General features: G+C 39.7%; 13 protein-coding genes and 3 pseudogenes. 11 read left to right on the forward strand and 5 right to left on the reverse strand.

The window, feature by feature from the left end:
- Positions 1–504: 504 nt before the first annotated feature.
- Positions 505–2,889, forward strand: a complete 2,385-nt coding sequence (locus tag ACSQ8P_RS35885) for an EAL domain-containing protein (RefSeq protein ID WP_436239766.1) — start codon at positions 505–507, stop codon at positions 2,887–2,889.
- 707 nt (positions 2,890–3,596) lie between these two features.
- On the opposite strand, the pseudogene ACSQ8P_RS35890 reads toward ACSQ8P_RS35885, so the two are convergent.
- Positions 3,597–3,781 (reverse strand): annotated as a pseudogene (locus tag ACSQ8P_RS35890) (IS110 family transposase); the annotation flags it as partial.
- 202 nt (positions 3,782–3,983) lie between these two features.
- On the reverse strand, positions 3,984–4,784 hold the full coding sequence (locus tag ACSQ8P_RS35895) for a metallophosphoesterase family protein (RefSeq protein ID WP_436239767.1): 801 nt from the start codon (positions 4,782–4,784) through the stop codon (positions 3,984–3,986).
- Between the two features lie 215 nt (positions 4,785–4,999).
- Between ACSQ8P_RS35895 and ACSQ8P_RS35900 the strand changes: the two genes are divergently transcribed.
- The 4 genes from ACSQ8P_RS35900 (at position 5,000) to ACSQ8P_RS35915 (ending at position 8,098) form a co-directional block, all read left to right on the forward strand.
- A complete protein-coding gene (locus ACSQ8P_RS35900) occupies positions 5,000–5,611 on the forward strand; it encodes an extracellular solute-binding protein (protein ID WP_436239768.1) in 612 nt (203 codons plus the stop codon).
- A 3-nt stretch (positions 5,612–5,614) separates the two neighbouring features.
- The gene (locus ACSQ8P_RS35905) at positions 5,615–5,836 is read left to right on the forward strand and encodes a hypothetical protein (RefSeq protein ID WP_436239769.1); all 222 of its coding nucleotides are present in this window, start codon (positions 5,615–5,617) and stop codon (positions 5,834–5,836) included.
- A 121-nt stretch (positions 5,837–5,957) separates the two neighbouring features.
- Positions 5,958–6,347: a hypothetical protein gene (locus tag ACSQ8P_RS35910; protein ID WP_436239770.1), complete on the forward strand. Its 390-nt coding sequence runs from the start codon at positions 5,958–5,960 to the stop codon at positions 6,345–6,347.
- A gap of 914 nt (positions 6,348–7,261) precedes the next feature.
- Positions 7,262–8,098: a DUF4855 domain-containing protein gene (locus tag ACSQ8P_RS35915; protein ID WP_436239996.1), complete on the forward strand. Its 837-nt coding sequence runs from the start codon at positions 7,262–7,264 to the stop codon at positions 8,096–8,098.
- Here the strand turns inward: ACSQ8P_RS35915 and ACSQ8P_RS35920 are convergent.
- Positions 8,040–8,207, reverse strand: a pseudogene (locus ACSQ8P_RS35920) (hypothetical protein); the annotation flags it as partial. The gene ACSQ8P_RS35915 and the pseudogene ACSQ8P_RS35920 overlap by 59 nt on opposite strands.
- Positions 8,208–8,210: 3 nt before the next feature.
- Entirely contained in the window at positions 8,211–8,603 is a 393-nt protein-coding gene (locus ACSQ8P_RS35925; protein ID WP_436239771.1) for a hypothetical protein, read from the reverse strand.
- A 516-nt stretch (positions 8,604–9,119) separates the two neighbouring features.
- Between ACSQ8P_RS35925 and ACSQ8P_RS35930 the strand changes: the two genes are divergently transcribed.
- The 3 genes from ACSQ8P_RS35930 to ACSQ8P_RS35940 all read left to right on the forward strand — a co-directional run bounded on the left by ACSQ8P_RS35930 (position 9,120) and on the right by ACSQ8P_RS35940 (position 11,812).
- Positions 9,120–10,004 (forward strand): hypothetical protein, encoded by an 885-nt coding sequence (locus ACSQ8P_RS35930; RefSeq protein ID WP_436239772.1) that lies wholly within the window; start codon positions 9,120–9,122, stop codon positions 10,002–10,004.
- 402 nt (positions 10,005–10,406) lie between these two features.
- Positions 10,407–10,820, forward strand: coding sequence for a VOC family protein (locus ACSQ8P_RS35935; RefSeq protein ID WP_436239773.1), 414 nt, complete (start codon positions 10,407–10,409; stop codon positions 10,818–10,820).
- A 515-nt stretch (positions 10,821–11,335) separates the two neighbouring features.
- Complete coding sequence (locus ACSQ8P_RS35940) at positions 11,336–11,812, forward strand: DinB family protein (RefSeq protein ID WP_436239774.1); 477 nt, start codon at positions 11,336–11,338, stop codon at positions 11,810–11,812.
- Positions 11,813–12,460: 648 nt separating this feature from the next.
- On the opposite strand, the pseudogene ACSQ8P_RS35945 reads toward ACSQ8P_RS35940, so the two are convergent.
- Positions 12,461–14,029, reverse strand: a pseudogene (locus ACSQ8P_RS35945) (IS1182 family transposase).
- 349 nt (positions 14,030–14,378) lie between these two features.
- Between ACSQ8P_RS35945 and ACSQ8P_RS35950 the strand changes: the two are divergent.
- The 3 genes from ACSQ8P_RS35950 to ACSQ8P_RS35960 all read left to right on the forward strand — a co-directional run bounded on the left by ACSQ8P_RS35950 (position 14,379) and on the right by ACSQ8P_RS35960 (position 17,448).
- On the forward strand, positions 14,379–14,642 hold the full coding sequence (locus tag ACSQ8P_RS35950; RefSeq protein ID WP_436239775.1) for a hypothetical protein: 264 nt from the start codon (positions 14,379–14,381) through the stop codon (positions 14,640–14,642).
- An 835-nt stretch (positions 14,643–15,477) separates the two neighbouring features.
- The gene (locus ACSQ8P_RS35955) at positions 15,478–15,840 is read left to right on the forward strand and encodes a hypothetical protein (protein ID WP_436239776.1); all 363 of its coding nucleotides are present in this window, start codon (positions 15,478–15,480) and stop codon (positions 15,838–15,840) included.
- Positions 15,841–16,242: 402 nt separating this feature from the next.
- On the forward strand, positions 16,243–17,448 hold the full coding sequence (locus ACSQ8P_RS35960; protein WP_436239777.1) for an MFS transporter: 1,206 nt from the start codon (positions 16,243–16,245) through the stop codon (positions 17,446–17,448).
- The last annotated feature ends 80 nt before the right edge of the window (positions 17,449–17,528 follow it).

Below are 17,528 nucleotides of genomic sequence, written 5' to 3' on the forward strand. Positions count from 1 at the left end.
TTAGAAAGTATACAGGAACAGAGATGGAGGTAGTCTCACCCTGCGGGACATGGAAACTGTGTAGTTCCTGTATCTAGCGAGAGCCATTCATCCAAACCATAAACAAAATCCATCACTTTCTAGATTTGGATAACGGTTAGAGTCATCTAGCGAAAATTCAAAAAGTATTCCGGCCCAACTCCGTTGTATCTCTTAAATTCAGATGTGAATGATGTCCGAATGAGTAATTTCTTTATTTTACCAATTCGACCAAGTAGATAAAGGCTTCATGGATATTTCAGGTTTAGTTATTTATACCTAATCACAAACAAATATATAATTCTTGTTTACTAGATATTGGGTTATTATATATAATCGATTTAGAAAAGACACATCCTGCATAAGTTGATGTGTTTTTTGAATTGAAATAAAATACAATCATGCTGTAGGACTGGCGCTTGTATCAAAATTTCAACCTAAAAGCTAGTGCAATCAGAGAACTCATCACCGGAGGTTGATACTGCCATGTTGCTTCGCAGGAAAATTATTATGTACGTTGGGGTGACCACGCTTTGCCTGCTAACGCTTCTATACTTGATTTCGGAGAGGGCGCTACTGCACAATTATGAGCGGATGGAGCTTGACAGTTTGCGTGAAAATATGAAACAAAACCTGCTCTCATATTTTGATGAATACACAAATCTCGGAGCAATTGCAATCAACTATGCAGGCTGGGACGATACCTACAACTTTATTAATAGACCGACGATCCCACTGGACAACGACCCTTATCTCACTGTCAATTATACCGATTCTTTATTTGTATCAAGCCGACTTAATATTACCCTCCTGATGAGTAACCAAAAGCAAATCTACTTTGGAAAAGCTTTCGATTATGGCAATAACCGCCCTCTCGCCTATCCAAGCTCAATGATCGAAGCATTAATGAAAGCGTATGCACCTTTCTTTGAACAACAGGACGCTTCATTCCGAAAGCAGGGGTTATTGATTGTGGACAATAAGCCGCTAATAGCTGCCTCATACCCCATTTTAACGAGCAACAATGAAGGGCCTGTTCACGGAACTTTGGTTTTCGCACGTTTCTTGGACGCGAACTATATTCGGTATATTTCCGAAAAAACGGACATGCCTTTGACAATTTCTATTGTGGATCCGTCCTTTAAGCCACCTGCACATGCCGTCACCATTACGGGTACAGGAAACCGGACCTTGCCGTTTTGGGCGGAGTCTGATAAATCGACGATAAAAGGCTTCACCCTACTTCCGGATGTCAACAATAAACCTTCCATCCTTTTACAGTTCAAAAAGCCGAGAGTATTATATAAGGAAGCCCAGAAAAGTATTATGTTTTACTTGCTCTATTTCGGGCTTTCCGGGTTGGTATTCTTTTTCATCATTAGATATGTCCTTCAACGAACGATATTTACTAGATTGGACCATACGATTAACGGGATGAATGTGATCAAGACGAAACAAGATTTTTCGATTCGCATTCTGGAATCCGGAAAAGACGAAATAACCCAGCTAGAGAAGTCGTTTAATCACATGATGATGTCGCTTGAGCAATCGCAAAACAAGATTCAATATCAAGCGAATCATGACAATTTGACTGGTCTCGCAAATCGGAAAGCCTTTTTCGAATACCTTGAGAAAATGATTAAACAAGGCCGCCAACGTCAGTCACGCTTTGCCGTACTATTTATTGATTTGGACCGTTTTAAATTGATCAATGATACGATGGGGCATCATATGGGTGATCTGCTTTTGATGGAGGTTACCGAGAGATTATGGCTTTGTCTAAAGGATGGCGAATTTCTTTGCCGATTGGGTGGTGATGAGTTTTGTATCGTTTCCAATGACGTTTTTGATTCCAAGCAAATCGAACAACTATCTAAGGTTATTATCGAGTCAATCAACGAGCCCTATAAGCTGGATGGCTATCAAGTCACGATTTCCGCTAGCATAGGAATAAGCCTGTATCCTGATCACGGAACCGATTCGGAAAGCCTGCTGCATCATTCCGATGTGGCTATGCTGGATGTCAAAGAAACCGGTAAAAATAATTACCGCTTGTTCTCCGAATCAATTGAGGAGATTAGGACCAGAAGAATGCTAATGGAGAAATACTTGAAAAGTGCGATTGATAACAAAGAGCTTACCCTTTTTTACCAACCAAAATGGGATCTCGTGGAGAATAAAATTGCGGGGGTGGAAGCGCTTCTCAGGTGGAGGAACCGGCAGCTCGGATATGTATCACCCTACGAATTTATTCCCATTGCTGAGTCTTCCGGCATTATTAATGAGATTGGCGAATGGATCATGCGATCAGCATGTCGGCAGTATGTCGCTTGGCAAAATCAATTTGAGGACATGTCGCTGATCATCGCCATCAATATATCGGGTGTTCAACTGCTGCAGCCCGATTTTGTTGAACGGATTCGAGGTATATTTGCAGAAGAAAAGGTCGAGCCATGCCATTTCGAGCTGGAAGTGACGGAAACTTTTGCAATCGAAAACTTTGAAGAAGTGATTAACATCCTCGTCGAATTGCGAAATTTGGGGTTTATGATTTCCATTGACGACTTTGGTGCAGGCTACTCTTCGATGAAATATGTATGTCAACTTCCCATCCAATGTATGAAAATCGATAAAACGCTGATCGATCACCTCGCGGATAACGTTCGAAGCCAAGTTGTTGTATCAACATTGATCGAAATGGCACACAGGCTTCAGTTAACCGTGGTTGCAGAGGGGGTTGAGCTGCCGGAGCAGCTTCATCTTCTCCAAACATACCGATGCGATCAGATTCAAGGGTTTCTTATCAGCAAACCGGTGCCAGCAAAAATGATCATCGAATTGTTGGATAATAAAATAAATAGATTTGTATAAATGTCGAGTGATAAGAATATATACCGTTAAGGATCCGCAGAAATTGCTGATTTTTTATTTTATCGGAACAAATTCTTGTAATTTCTCAATGACAAGAATTTGTTCCGATTGCCGAATGAGGCCGAGAATATATACTGATTACCGAGACATAACTGTTTAGAATTTTTACTCATGTCTGATGACAAGAACATTCAATATCTCTTTCCGGACGTATTACAGGAAAGTTATCCACGTCGTCGGTAATGATGCGTACAGAAGCAAAATTCACGAGATACCATCCTTCCTATAATAAATGATACAATACCGTATCATATCATTTTGGACCAGAATACTTTTCATTTATCTCCCACTCCTTTATGTTTACTTACTCCGATTTTTAAAAAACGCTACTGGCAACAGTATGTCAGCAGCGTTATAACATTTTTTCGGCTTACTCCCGAACTCGATTTCGAAATGCGTCATTACACGATATGGATGTTGCCGCGTTCCCCGATCTCAACCTTGGTGTAGCTGTTCAGCAAATCCATGTTGGTCGAATAGCCTTGCGGTTTTGGCAGCTGACTTGGTTACATGATCACAAAATGGTGTTTGTACATATGTCCTGCTGGGCGTTGAGCTATACCAGTTAATAGCTTCCCAATATTTCCAGTAAAGTCAATAGAACTCGTGTGATATGGTGAAAAGTATGCATGCTAAATAACCATAGCCCCATACACGCCTTTATATGCAGGGACGACCTGATCTAGAACAGCTTGGAATTGTAGCTTTGTCTGCACATACATCTTAGAAAAAGACTCAAATTGCCGGTCAGATAGCGCAGATTAAGTAACTGCTCACCCTTTTTTTTGAATGGTTCGAACTCTTCTTTATAGTGAAGCTCTACCAAAAGATACGTCCACGGACAAGCTGCGTGAATTCCAACTGTTGTTGACGCAGGAAAGAATTGAGTTGTATTGGCCTGCTATTGGAGAAGTATAGTTCGTTGACAATAAAGGAAAAGCACCCACTCTGGTGTTAGTGTTAGCCGATGAATACTAAAGGGGAGCTTTTCTTTTTTAAAAACGAAAGCGAACTCTAAGCTTACGAATTACTTACTAAAAAGAGAATGTATAAAGATATTCCTCTACCCAATTAATATGCTTATGATCACGCAACTTAATCTTGACGTGATTGTGGTAAAGCTCAACCCAGCGGGATTGGGGTGTTTCAGTACATAAAGCTCCACCGCCGACGAATATGACACCGTCCTGCTGAATCAATTGATTGGGTCGATCCATAGGGCAGTGCGTATGCCCGGTAAAGAAGAAAATATTTGGTCTTTGACGCAACAGAGCCATAAGCTTCTCGGACTGGTTACATGTACGCTTCGATTCGGCTACAGTACCGTTCACTGGTTGGTGAAAGAAGATAAAGAGGGGGAGGTGATAGTCGCTTACATGAAGCTGCTGCTCCAACCAATTCAGCTGCTCATCCGAGAGCCAGCCTGCGTCATTCATATCCGGTGTATAAGTCTCTGTTGATAAAAACAGAAACAGGAAGCCGTGTATGATTTTTGCATAATAGATCGAATCATGACCGCTGAACGCAAGAAAACGCTGCTGAGCTAACTTGGGTGTAAAGTTCAGATCCTCGTAGTAGCCGTAATATTCGTGATTACCCATCGTAAAGTAAACGGGAAATGGGCAATTCTCCTTCATATAAGCTAGTACTAGGCGCCAGTCTCGTTCTTTTCCATTTGTCATGTCGCCGTTTGAAACAAGAAAATCGGGCCGGAACAAGGCGATATCTTGCAAACAGGCTTCAAGTTGCGGGACCCATTCGACGGGTGCATTCGTTTCCTTCCATGCCATAAAGTGCATATCGGATGAAACGCAAAAAGAGAGCAGTGGCTTCATAATGATCTAAATTTCCCCCATCCATGGATTTATCTATCATTGTAATCGATGCCTTTGCGGAGGGGAAGGAGAACAGCATAAAGCCGATATGTATGCAAAATTCTCATTACTGGATTTTTCGCGGAATGAAATTATCAACCAAATATGAATTAATTAATTGGAAAAATTCTTCATTCTTTTTATAATAGACAAGTCACGATAGGGAGGGGAAAGCATTGATAGAGAGCCGAAAAATAATCAATCTTATTCTTATGGCTATCCCATTATTCGTATTGGGCAGCGGATGCATGAGTGGAAGGGACTCCATTAGCACGGACACAGGTTTGGAGAAGTTACCTATCGAAAATGCGGACAGTGCTAAAGATAAAGTAGAGCTTACCTTCTGGCACGTATACTCCGACAAGGAAGCGGCACCGCTTCTTGAGCTAATCGAGACATTTAATCAATCGCAAAACCGTATTGTGGTGAAAACGATCGGAAATCAAGATGCAACCAAGCAGCTTGTCGCTATATCGGGCGGAAATCCACCGGATTTAGCGCTTGCATATTGGAACAACGTCGGACCGTGGGCCGATGGAGGGAACGTCCTGGAGCTTGACTCCCTAATGAATGACGAGCATTTTGACATGAATGCATTTATCCCCGCCGCCATAGAGCGCATGAAGGTGGGGAAACATTACTACGGGTTGCCTTTTACGATGAGTATATTGAATACACTGTTATATAATAAAAAAGACTTTGCCGAAGCCGGGCTGTCTGCTCCTCCAGAAACGACAGAACAGTTATTCGATTACGCTAAGAAGCTGATTAAAAAAGATGCATATTGAAACTTGACGCTGGTGGGCTTTCTTCCAAACTATCCATGGACGGATAATGTTTTTTGGCCCGTCGTTTTCGGTGGTTCCTGGCTTGATAAGAACGGTAAAGTTACGCCTAATAAAATCGAAAATGTAAATGCAATTAGTTACCAAAGCCGTTTTATCCAGAAGCTCGGCAGCGATGCGATCGACGAAATTCAAAACCAGTATGGGAAAAAGGGGACAGCTTCGTGACCCCCTGCTGACAGGTAGTCTGGCGATGATTTTAGGTTGGGAGTATGACTATCCGGAAGATCGATCCGATGGCGGCCCCGTAGGGGTGGCTCCGTTGCCTTAGCCCGAAGCAAGACCTGACTTGAAGGGAGCCGGTATCGTCAGTCCGCGCGGCTTATTTATTTCCCAAAAGACACTTCATCCCAAGGAAGCCTGGGAACTTATGAAATTTTTAGTTAGTCAGGATTCGCAAGTTGCCTTTGCGCTTAAGAGAAAAACCATACCTACATTAATAGGGGCGCTTGACGATCCTCGTCTTCATACCGCCGACATGAAGCAAGTACAATACTATTTTGATGCGGCCAAAGGGCAAAATTTGCAGGGTTTTCCTAACAGTGTTTATATTAAATCCTACTTGCAGTCACTGACGGAGGAAACGGAGAAGGCGTTTAGGGGCAAGCTCTCTCCGCAGGCTGCTATGGATCATGTAGCAGAACGCATTCAACCGTTAGCCGATTCTATACAGAAGTAACCACATCGACGGTATTCTCGTATATGATGCATGAGAATGAGTAGAGTGGGACAACAATTTAGAACCATACAGAAAAAGGAAGAGAGTGTCTCTCTTCCTTTTTCTGTATGGTTCTCGATACATTTGCAAAGAACTCGATATAGAGAAGCGATAGGAGCAATGTTACACTTTTATCGTAAGCGCTACCATTTAATGCTGAGGAGGAAATTTATGAAAAAAAAAAAAAAAAAACAATCCAAATAACTGCTGCTATCACTACAGCAACAATCGTAACTTCACTGTTCGCACTGCCTGTTGGAGCCGAAGAGAGAAAAGCCGTGCCGTCCGAAGTCCGCAATTTGGCGCTTGGAGCTCCTTATAACGTAAACCAGGGTTATCGGGATGACAGCCTCATGGGCTATGAGAATAACCGTTCATTACCCAATCTGCTTACGAACGGAAAATATGGGCAAGTCGGCACTGACAGCGATTTTATGGATCCTGAATGGATCGGCTATTTGCGGCAGGTGTCCCGTTCCGTCATGATAGACCTCGGTTCCGTTAAATCTATCGAAAGCGTAAAGGCTGACTTTATGCAGCACGGGACCGTAGGTATTGGGCTTCCTCGTTATTTAGATTTGTATCTGTCTAATGATAATGACACTTGGTATCGCGCTGGATCTGTAGAGCCGTCGGATCCGCAAACCCAGACTGGGGCGAGAACAACGGTGGAGATAGACGGCGTAAGAACGGAAGCTCGCTATGTCAAAGTGGTATTTGCAGTCGGTACCTTTACGTTTATTGATGAAATCGAAGTGTTGGGGCAAGATGCTGGAGGGAAAGGGACGAAACGTCTAAATGGGCCGAAGGAAATCCTGTTCCATGAGGAAGGCTACCCTGAACAAGGATCCTCGCAGATGGGTGGCGTAAGCAACATGTATCTGGCATATCTATACCAAAAGGGGCGCAATCCGGACGAAATGAGTTTGTGGACGAAAGATGACTTCTACCCGATCATTGCTCATAAAAATACGGCAGGAGAGACAGACCGCTGGCTATTCGACACGGTGCAATTTATGGCGGGTGGCTCGATGGAGGAATATGCGAAGAAGGAGAATTGGGAATATCTTCTAGATCAAACCTTCAATAAGCAATTCAATCTTGGAGCGTTGGACAAAGCGGCTGTAGAGGCAAAGACGGCACTAGAGAGTAATGGAAAGATACAGGATCAGCATAAAATTCAGGTTATTCTTCCAATTCCTTTCGTTGATCCGATTTCCCAAGTGGCATGGGGAACTATGGCTGGTAAGAGTCTTGAACTCAATCCTGCCGTCGTCGGGGAGAAGGCATCACTTGCAAACCGCGTTAAAATTGTCGACTGGTATATACAAAATGCTAGAATTCGTTTTAAACAAGAGAACTATGGTCAATTAGAGCTGGCCGGCTTTTACTGGATGAAGGAGGAGGTTGGTTACAATTCCGCGAGTGAAGCCGAATTTATCCAAAAATCAGCTGAAATTGTACACCATGGTAGTACTGGACATGAAAAGCAGAAGCTGTACTGGATTCCCTTCTATCAAGCGAATGGATTTACGTTCTGGAAAGAGCTCGGCTTCGATGCCGTTATGATGCAGCCGAATTATTATTTCAACGCACAAAACAAACTAGCTGATTGTATCCTGGAAGTTGTTTATACCTTTCAAAGTCGACAATTAGTTGTTCACCGACTTGCTTATCGGCTAGATTCTTATTTGTCATTTTGGTCTCAATGATGATGCCATATTGAGGTAAGAGAAAGTCAACTCTTGAATTTGCGCCAGCATAACTGGATACATAATCCTCGGGTCTGATATCATCAACAAACAATTTCAAAATCGCCAATAATCAATCTTGCACATCGTACTCGTCATTGATTGTCAGTGTTGGACGACCACCGTAACGGCGTTTAATGTTAACATCGAACCTATTAAAGTTATTGCAAATCTTAGCAATAATAGGCATAATATCAACTTTAGGAGGTACAGGCGGGTTTTGTTCAAATGCTCTAAGGATACTGATAAGTGGACGAAATTTATTATCCCCAAAACCATTTGCACGTACAGCTATATCACGAAATCGTAATGTATCTTTATCTCCAGGAAATTGGGTTTCCGTGAATCGTATTGCAAGAGCAAGCCAATCCTGATACTTTTCTCCCGTATAGTACCCTCCTTGGCTTGGTACATAACTCTCTCTTGCAGCTTTTTCACCCATGGCAATAAGTTCTGAAATATTCATTTTGATGCTCCTCTAGTCAGTTTTTACTCTAGATGTAAAATACCATATTTTAGGATGGGTGAGTAGCTTTCACCATTTTTTTTTGCTTTGAATGTCTCTATGTTTGGCTTCAGTATTTCTTTTCAGTACGTAGTCTTCCTTGAGTACATCAATATCTATTTCTATTAATTTTCTATCTTGATGTTTCCATCTTGAAAATCCTTAATCCATTTTGCAATGCCAGCTGAAAACTTGCCTGATTATCCTACCTGGGTAATGCAAGAAACTGATTCTAACAGAGAACCAACAGGAAGACCAATGTATGGTCTCTATAGCAATCAATGGCTCCTTGAGCCACATAACGATAAATAAAGCTGATCATCCAATTAACTTTTCAAAGGGATTAAACTAATGGAAAACAAGGGCTGAATAACAAACTCCAAGGCTAACGTGAAATCGATCTATAGCTTCAATGAGCAAAAGTGCAGTTGCATACTTTACGAATGTTAATATGTTTTGGTAGGAGGATTATTTTATATGGATTCAAAATTAATAATTGTAGAAGGATTGCCTGGTTTTGGGAAATCAACTACAGCTCAACTTATTTCTGATATTCTGAAGGAAATGAAGTTTGAAGCAGCACTATTTATGGAAGGTGATCTAGAACATCCTGCTGATTATGAGGGAGTTGCATGTTTTACAAAAAATGAATTTAGGAAGTTTTTGTCCTCTTGTAATGAAGAATTTAGAGACTTATTCAATAAACGAGTATTTGAACATGATAATAATTATTTCCTCCTGCCATATCGAAAAATAGAAAATGAACTGGGATTAAAACTTCCAGATGAAATCTCAACCACAGTTATAGAGAATGATATTTATGAACTACCCTTGCACCAAAATATTAATTTGATAACAGATAAATGGAGTCAATTTACTGGTAGTGCTCTAAATAGCGGGAAAGTCTACGTTTTTGAATGTTGTTTTATACAAAACCCTGTAACTGTTGGCATGATAAAATATGGTTTTATGAAAGAAGAAGTAATAAATCATGTAACCAATTTAGCAACGATCATAGAGTCATTAAACCCACTATTAATTTATATTGAGCAAACTAACATTGAATTTTCGTTTAATAAAGCAGTTAAAGAAAGACCAATAGAATGGTCAATTGGGTTTATTAATTACTACACGAATCAAGGGTATGGTAAAGAACGAGGGTATACAGGATTAGCTGGAACTATTCAAGTACTTAAAGCAAGAGCAGACTTAGAAAATGAAATACTCGATAAGTTAAATATAAAGATGGTGAGAATTAATAATTCTACTTATGATATTAACCTATACAAATCGGAGTTAGTCAGCATTATTAAATCCCACTTCTTAGAACCAAAATATAATGCACGATCGTTAAAGGGATGAATTGAAGGTGAGTAAGAAATTACCGAATTTAACAAAGGTTTGAACCAGCAAAAGACCTTCCTAAAACCGACAAACGAACAGAACTGATTGATTCAGTAAGTTACAATTTTATCCGGGAATTCCCTGCCTTTAGTGCTGAATAGAAATTAACTTTGGGTCACAAGAGAACTACGAGACCAACCTACGAAAAACAACTCGAATGACTATTCCAGTATCCCTATAAATATAAAATAGAATTAACTGAAATATTGTGTGGTTCCCTTCGCATTAAACAAATGAAAAATTATAGTTGAGGGGCTTGCTTCGATGCAGCACCACTTTTGTTTATTAAAGAAATGGCAGGAGAGAACAATAAAGAGAATGAATTTCTTTGTATATGATTGTTTGAATGGAGGAAATTTTTTGAGCAAAAAAGCAGGTCTAATTCATCATGTTGAAATATACGTTTCAAATTTAGAACGTTCTTCAGAATTCTGGGGATGGTTTCTAAATGAACTTGGTTATGAGGAGTTTCAGAAATGGAGTCAAGGAATAAGTTGGAGGCATGAAGATACTTACCTTGTCTTCGTTCAAACAGAGGACAAGTACCTAGACACCGTTTATCATAGATGTCGTGTAGGGCTGAACCATTTGGCTTTCAACGCAGAATCTCATCAGCAAGTCGATGACCTCACCAAAAAGTTGCGTGCACGAGGTTTAAAGATTTTGTACGAAGACAAACATCCGTATGCTGGAGGGGAGCAACATTACGCAGTATTTTTCGAAGACCCTGACAGAATTAAGGTTGAATTGGTTTCTCCTTTTCATCAGCAATAATTGTAATAAAAGAGGGCGGTCAGTTTTATCGACGGATTAAAATCCACGAAAGCGGTAGCCTAGTGATATATTCTTGTCCGTGACTGCTGTTTTTTTTGATATCAAACCAATAATTGTATGAGTACGCTAGAGGAAGGGGGAAGCTCGACAATTGTCGAATATGAGGTCATGTGCATCAACGAGGGGTCATACGGTATACGTGTGCAAAAAATATAGAGCTAAACTGTAAAAATTTTAAAGCGTTAATTGGTTAAGAAAATTCAATAACTACGTCAAAGCAAATAAGAGTATATAAGTATTTCGTTTATACATTGACGTTTATTGGAATTTATGTTCTTACGAATCTTAACACTATAGAGACATGGATTTTAGTTTTTAGGGAAAAGTTCTTTTCTAAGCGACAACGACGATGCTATGTAATCTTCTTGGTCGAATAACAAAGCACATAGTGAGTCGTCTCGAAATTAATTTGGTATTTTCTAAGTAAAAATAAAAGAAGAAGAGAGGATATTTAGATGAATGTAAATAATTTAATAATACTTAATTTTGAAGAAGTAAGACGTAGAAGTATAAAAGTATGGAAATCAATACCCGAAAAAATGTTAAATTGGAAACCTGATGAAGATGCTCTTACTTGTGCTCAAATGATTAGACATATATTAGAAGGTGAGTTTCTTTATCACCAAATTCTTATTGGGAGAAGTAGTAAAGCGTTATCTAATTTAACTAATCCTTTTAATACAAAGGAGTTCAAAACGGTAGATGATGAACTTACATCCGCACAGCCATATCGTGAAGAATTCTTGGAATACATTAAAACAATTAGTATAAGCGATTTAGAAGATATAGAAATAGACCGTTCGGATGTAGGCTATGTAAGAACACTTAGAGATATGTTATTACGCATCGCTTACCACGAATCTGTTCACACAGGTCAATTGTTAGACTATATGAGAACAATGGGGATTGACCGCCCTAAGATATGGGATTGATGGTTTAGTCGAGCTAGCATTTCAAATGAAAATAAAGTGAGGCAAGGTTAACGCAAGCGTCGTTCCCAGCGTAGCAGAGTTTTTTATTACTGCTTTCATTACTATTTCTACACTATTTTCGTCAGTGGTTCCAAAATATTTCATTGTTTTCTCTTGAAAAACGTGGAGGCAAAAAGTTTCAAATATATAAAGTACAAAACAATAAATAACCTAAAATTGGTTTATGTTGCTTGGATTGTTCGGTTTATTATTTGTTCTATTTAGTCTTAAGATATCTATCAGGTAGAAAGGTTAACAACATACTCTTATTGTGATATGTTTATAAACCAATTTGTTATTTTTATGGCTATAAGTTCTTGTTTTTATCTCAAGGCAAGAACTTATGGTCTTTTGTTGTTCGTTAACAATGAAGTTTTGAAGTTAAATTAGAATACAAATAAAATTATGAAGTGGTTAAGTGAATCAACAAAGGCTGAAGTATAAACAAATTAAGAAGTACTTATTACAAACATAATCGTAGGGTTTCATTCAAATATATCTGAAATGCCCTCCCACAAGCACTTAAGAGGCTGTCCCAAAAGTAACGATTGTTGGTAATCAGGACAGACTCATTCGTTGTAAAAGTTGAATATTTAAATGAAAAAGGAGCTAAGCGGCTTGTATTTGCTTAGCTCCTTTCTTCTTGGCGTCTACTGCTGCTTTCTTGAGCAGATTGTGGGCAAGGGAAAGCCACCCGACCTCCAGACTTACTTTGGGTAAGCCTCGAAGCAGAAATCTTTTGAAACTGCGATTGTTCTTTATGTCACCAAACACAGGCTCTGGTTCGATCATACGCCGAACCGCAAGGGCGTAACCATCTTCACTTCGGAGCTTTTCACGTGCCTGGTTTTTCAAACGCAAGTAGTTCAGACTGACTTTAACTTCTCGATTACCTTCCACTTTCGTACACTGTGGTTTCAAAGGACACCCTTCACAGTTTATGCTTCGATAATGGCGATGCTCGATTTCGTATCCACTTTCGGTTTTCTCCTTGCTTGCTCTTCTGAAAATAAGGGTTTGCCCCGCAGCACATGTCCATGTGTCTTGTTCGGTGTTATACGTCCAGTTGTCGATTTTACTAATATCCTTTTGCCAAGCGTTACTTTTCTCGCGGTGGTAGGTACTGTATTTGACGATGGATTCGACTTCATTTCGCTCTAAATAGTCGTAGTTTTCTTCGCCGCCGTATCCTGCATCGGCGATGACGGTAGCTGGTAGCTTGCCAAAAGCAGACTTTACTTTCTCCAAATGAGGGATAAGACAGCGCGTGTCGGTAGGCCGCTGGTGCACGCTGTAGCCTAGGATGAATTGATTTTCGGTGCCAATCTGTACATTGTAACCAGGCTTCAACTGGCCGTTTCGCATGTGATCTTCTTTCATCCGCATAAACGTAGCGTCATTGTCGGTTTTACTGTAGCTGTTTCGGTTTCCTAAAATTTCTTGGTGAGTTTCATACATTTGAAGACGAGGGAGTAAGTCTTTGCGGAGCGCGCGCACAGCTTTCTTCAGCGATTTATCCTTTGGTTTTGCTTGCAGTTTTTCTTCCAATTGTTTGACGGCAGTCTCTAATTTTTCACTTGTGATCTCTGATACCTTACTTAGTTCGCTCAAGTCTTGGCCGGCGTGCGCCCGCTCTTCTTGATTTTCGGCTTCTTCAATGGTGGCAAAAAGTGTCTGTACTTTCTCCTGGAGTTTGGCCTTGTGCTTCACGACAGCTTTACCCCAAACAAACGTATACCGATTGGCATTCGCTTCGATTTTGGTGCCGTCAACAAAGTAATGCTCCAGTTGAACGTATTTCTCGTCCGCTAAAAACTGCAGAACCGCAGTGAACACCGTCTCTAGCACAACTTTCATTCGCTCGGACCGAAACCGGTTGATGGTACGGAAGTCTGGGCGTTGTCCGCCGGCGATCCACATAAACATGATATTTTTGCGAACAGCTTTTGTAATTTGACGAGATGAGTACAAGCGCTGGGCGTAAGCGTAAATGATAACTTTCGTGAGCATCTTAGGATGGTAGCTGTCTCGACCGCCACCTGGATAAGCGGCGTCAAAGATGGCGTCATCTAGACGATTTACTGCTGTATTAATAACTCAAACGAGGTGATTATGAGGAATATCTTCTTCCAGATCCATTGGCAGCATAAGTTGATCCATGGTATATTGAATGTACAAAGAAACCGTTCCTTTCGTAAATGGTGGGTCGCACTTCCATTTTACCAAAGAACGGTTTCTTTGTGTTTTACGAAATTGAAAAAAAGGGCGCCTCGCCATTTTCATGGCTTTTGGAACACCCTCTTATCGTATCACTATTACACCTCATTGAAACTCTTGAAGGTTTTCTTCGAAAACCTGTAATCCTTCGTGTGGAGGATAGAGTTATTGTAGCAAATAGCATTTAATAGTCAGAAATTTCAGAATAACTTGACTTATAGTTAACGTTGATAATATATTATAGTCTAAGCACATTCAACAAGGTCTAATATTTGGTCCCCCAAAAAATCACATAGAGGAGTGTCCTGAAGTGGAAATTGCACTCACAAAATTAAGCCAATTAGAGAACATGGAGTTAAAGGAATATATCTCGTTTATAGAGCAAGAGTTGAAAATACAAGGATATTCAATGGATGCTGATATAAGAATTACAATTGTTTCGTATTTCCTTGAAGATTTAAGTCTTAGAAGACCTATCAACGGAATGAATGACTCCTGCGTATGCGTCACATTACCTTGTAGGAATTCTTCTGTTAGCGAAGATCAGATCGTAGTCAAAAAGAAACAGAGCTAAAATACGAAGCGAATCCCTTTACGGAATTTTATAATCTGCATCCACTAGCCGATTTTAATACTGCAGCTTCTTTTATTCAGAACCCACCATTATAAATTTCTGAAACGGTTTTCCTCCGTGGAGCAGGATAAATTTGAAATGTTGGAATTGTCCAAGCAACATGTTCATCATTTCTATAATAGCGTCTGTCTGATACTTATTTTTTATTTCTACAACTATGTTATTACTTCAGGACATCTCCTATTAATTTCTTCGTGCTATTCCATTATAAGTTCCATTGATGGATCCATAACCTCCCGGAAGATATCAACCTCAGTAGATTGTTCTTTCAATTGATTTGTAAAGAACAGAGCCCAAGCACTGTTCTTCGAATTTTAAATTGAAATATTTCCTCAAAAACAATAACGCTATAGACGCTAGATGAATGAACATTAGTTGGGTTACTTATAAAACAATTTCATTAATACGGTTTGTCGATGATCCAGTTAATCTTTGCAGAATCATTTTTCAATCAGAATAGTTATTATCTATTTTGAAATCCATAAAATTCACTTGAATAACGAATACGCGTTCAGGATAAAAAAATAACAAGAATACACTTTCATACATGGTGGTGGGAAAATGAGTTTTGATTCAAGTGTTGAGAGATGAAGCGGATGTTTCCTTAATTCATAGTTGTTTCATCTTATTATATATCTGCATTTTTTTTATAAGAAGAGCAACAAAAACATAAGTTAAATTTAACCTATATTTTTGTTGACTTATAAAAAAGAATGTGTTATTTTTGTAATAAGTTAAATTTAACCTATAAAAAAATGAAAATGGAGAGAATGATATGGCAAAAGGTTCGCTGATTGTTGGTTGGGGTGAAATAATTCCAGGGCGTGAGAAGGCAGCACAGGCCACGCTTAATAATGCAATGCAATACTGTATACGATTGCAACAAGAAGGAAAGATCGACCGCTTTGAGGTAGTTGTTCTTGAACCTCACGGCAGTGATCTTAACGGCTTCGTCCTTATCACAGGGGACAAGGAGACAGTGGCCCAACTGCGAGTAGAAGATGAGTTTGTCTCGGTTATGATTGCAGTGCAGCTTGTACATCGAAATGTAAGAGTGGTAGGTGCCTATACAGGGGCTGAATTGCAATCATTGTTCGCGATGTGGGATGAACAAGAAGATAAATTGCTTGTTGAATAAAATGGTTGTTAAGAAATTATTGGATTCTAATAAGATTGCACTAAACATTGCCATATAGCCTAAGAAATGGGCTTTGTCAAAAATGGAGCGCCTCGGAATGATGGGTTTGTCGACGGGTAGATACCCAACACCATCAAGGAGGCGCTCTTATTATGAAGTTTAAGCAAAAATCAGACGGACCAAAAACGTATTGAACGAATTACCACTTCACATCCTGCTGTGGGCATTGATATGGAAGAGGAAACTCAAGTAGCCCAAGCTCGAATTATAATAACGAAATCACTGATGTTTTCAAAGATGGAGTAAGATCGTGGAAATTACATAGAGCAAAACGAGCCCACTCGAATCATGATGACAGCCCACAGAAACAATAGAAAGGGGCATGAAGTTATGTACTCATTTTTGAAAAGAAATCCTTTGTTCAGAAAATACTGGGTTTCAACGTGGTTATCAGAGTTAGGTGACTGGTTAAGAAATATGGCGCTAATGTATGCTGTTCTTGATCTTTTTCATAAATCTTCTGTTGCCATGTCTTATATTATGTTCGTTGAGTATGCACCAATTTTCTTGTTTGCACCTCTTGTAGGAGTGTTTGCTGATCGTTGGAGCCGTAAACGGACTATCATGGCTGCTAATTGGTATCGCGCAGGAATGGTTGTGTTATTACTTGAGGCTGTGTGGTTTGGACCTTCGTGGATCATTTTTCTCGGAGCTTTTCTATCTGCTGTCGGGACTTTGTTTTTTCGAGCACCAGGGAATGCTTTCACCATGCAATTTGTTCTAGAAGAAGATCGAAAAACTGCAGCTAGCCTTCGTCAGATATCTAGTAGTGTAATGATTTTATTAGGACCAGTAGTGGGTACAACCATTTATATGTATCTAAGCGTACAATGGTCTTTTGCAATCACCATCCTTTTGTTCGTAATAAGCGTTATGCTCATAAAATCCATATTCACAACTGAAATCATTGAGAGAAAGGGACTTAGTATCTACTCTGTTTGGAATGATTTATTAACTGGAATACGCTACTCTTTTCAACATACAACTGTACGCCCCATTTTAATTTCTGCGATGTTTGTTGGGTTTGGTGCCGGTCTCATTCAAGTTTTGGAAATTTTTATTATTACCGATTTTCTTGAGCTTCCCCAGACATTATTGGCTGTATTAGGCACTATACAAGGGGGAGGTATGTTAGTTAGTGCTTTTCTTGTTCAAAGATCGAAGTTATCGGCAGCTCAATTAATTACCTACGGGATGATTGTCATGGGTATAGGGCTTGGATTAATGGTTCTGTATCCGCATCTTGCCATTACAGCAGTAGGTATCCTTGTATTTAGTTTAGGACAAATTTCTTTGAATGTAGGGATAGCTACGTTAATGCAAACCAAAGTGCAGTATACGTATCAAGGACGAGTTCAGATGACCTTGCATTCCGCTCTAATGGGGGCATTGACTGTAGCACTATTAGCTTCAGGATGGATGTATCAATTCATTCCTTTACGAGCACTTGTAATTAGCGGAGGGGTAATTATTATATTAGGTGGATTGTTAAGTAGTTGGCTGTTCTCTTACGGGAATCATACAGAACTCGCAGAACATTCAGTTTAATATTTTAGAGTATATGCAACATGCTCGTATCCATTTTATTTAAACACACTAGAGGAAATCAGAAGTGAAGGTATCTAAGA

The sequence above is a fragment of the Paenibacillus sp. LjRoot153 genome (assembly GCF_964253085.1).
Taxonomy (GTDB): Bacteria; Bacillota; Bacilli; order Paenibacillales; family NBRC-103111; genus Paenibacillus_E.

Coding starts and splice junctions, on each gene's coding strand:
- ACSQ8P_RS35895 (WP_436239767.1), bottom strand. CDS start 4,784: ATGAAGCCACTGCTCTCTTTTTGCGTTTCATCCGATATGCACTTTATG.
- ACSQ8P_RS35925 (WP_436239771.1), bottom strand. CDS start 8,603: ATGAATATTTCAGAACTTATTGCCATGGGTGAAAAAGCTGCAAGAGAG.
- ACSQ8P_RS35955 (WP_436239776.1), top strand. CDS start 15,478: ATGGCAAAAGGTTCGCTGATTGTTGGTTGGGGTGAAATAATTCCAGGG.
- ACSQ8P_RS35940 (WP_436239774.1), top strand. CDS start 11,336: ATGAATGTAAATAATTTAATAATACTTAATTTTGAAGAAGTAAGACGT.
- ACSQ8P_RS35915 (WP_436239996.1), top strand. CDS start 7,262: ATGTATCTGGCATATCTATACCAAAAGGGGCGCAATCCGGACGAAATG.
- ACSQ8P_RS35885 (WP_436239766.1), top strand. CDS start 505: ATGTTGCTTCGCAGGAAAATTATTATGTACGTTGGGGTGACCACGCTT.
- ACSQ8P_RS35930 (WP_436239772.1), top strand. CDS start 9,120: ATGGATTCAAAATTAATAATTGTAGAAGGATTGCCTGGTTTTGGGAAA.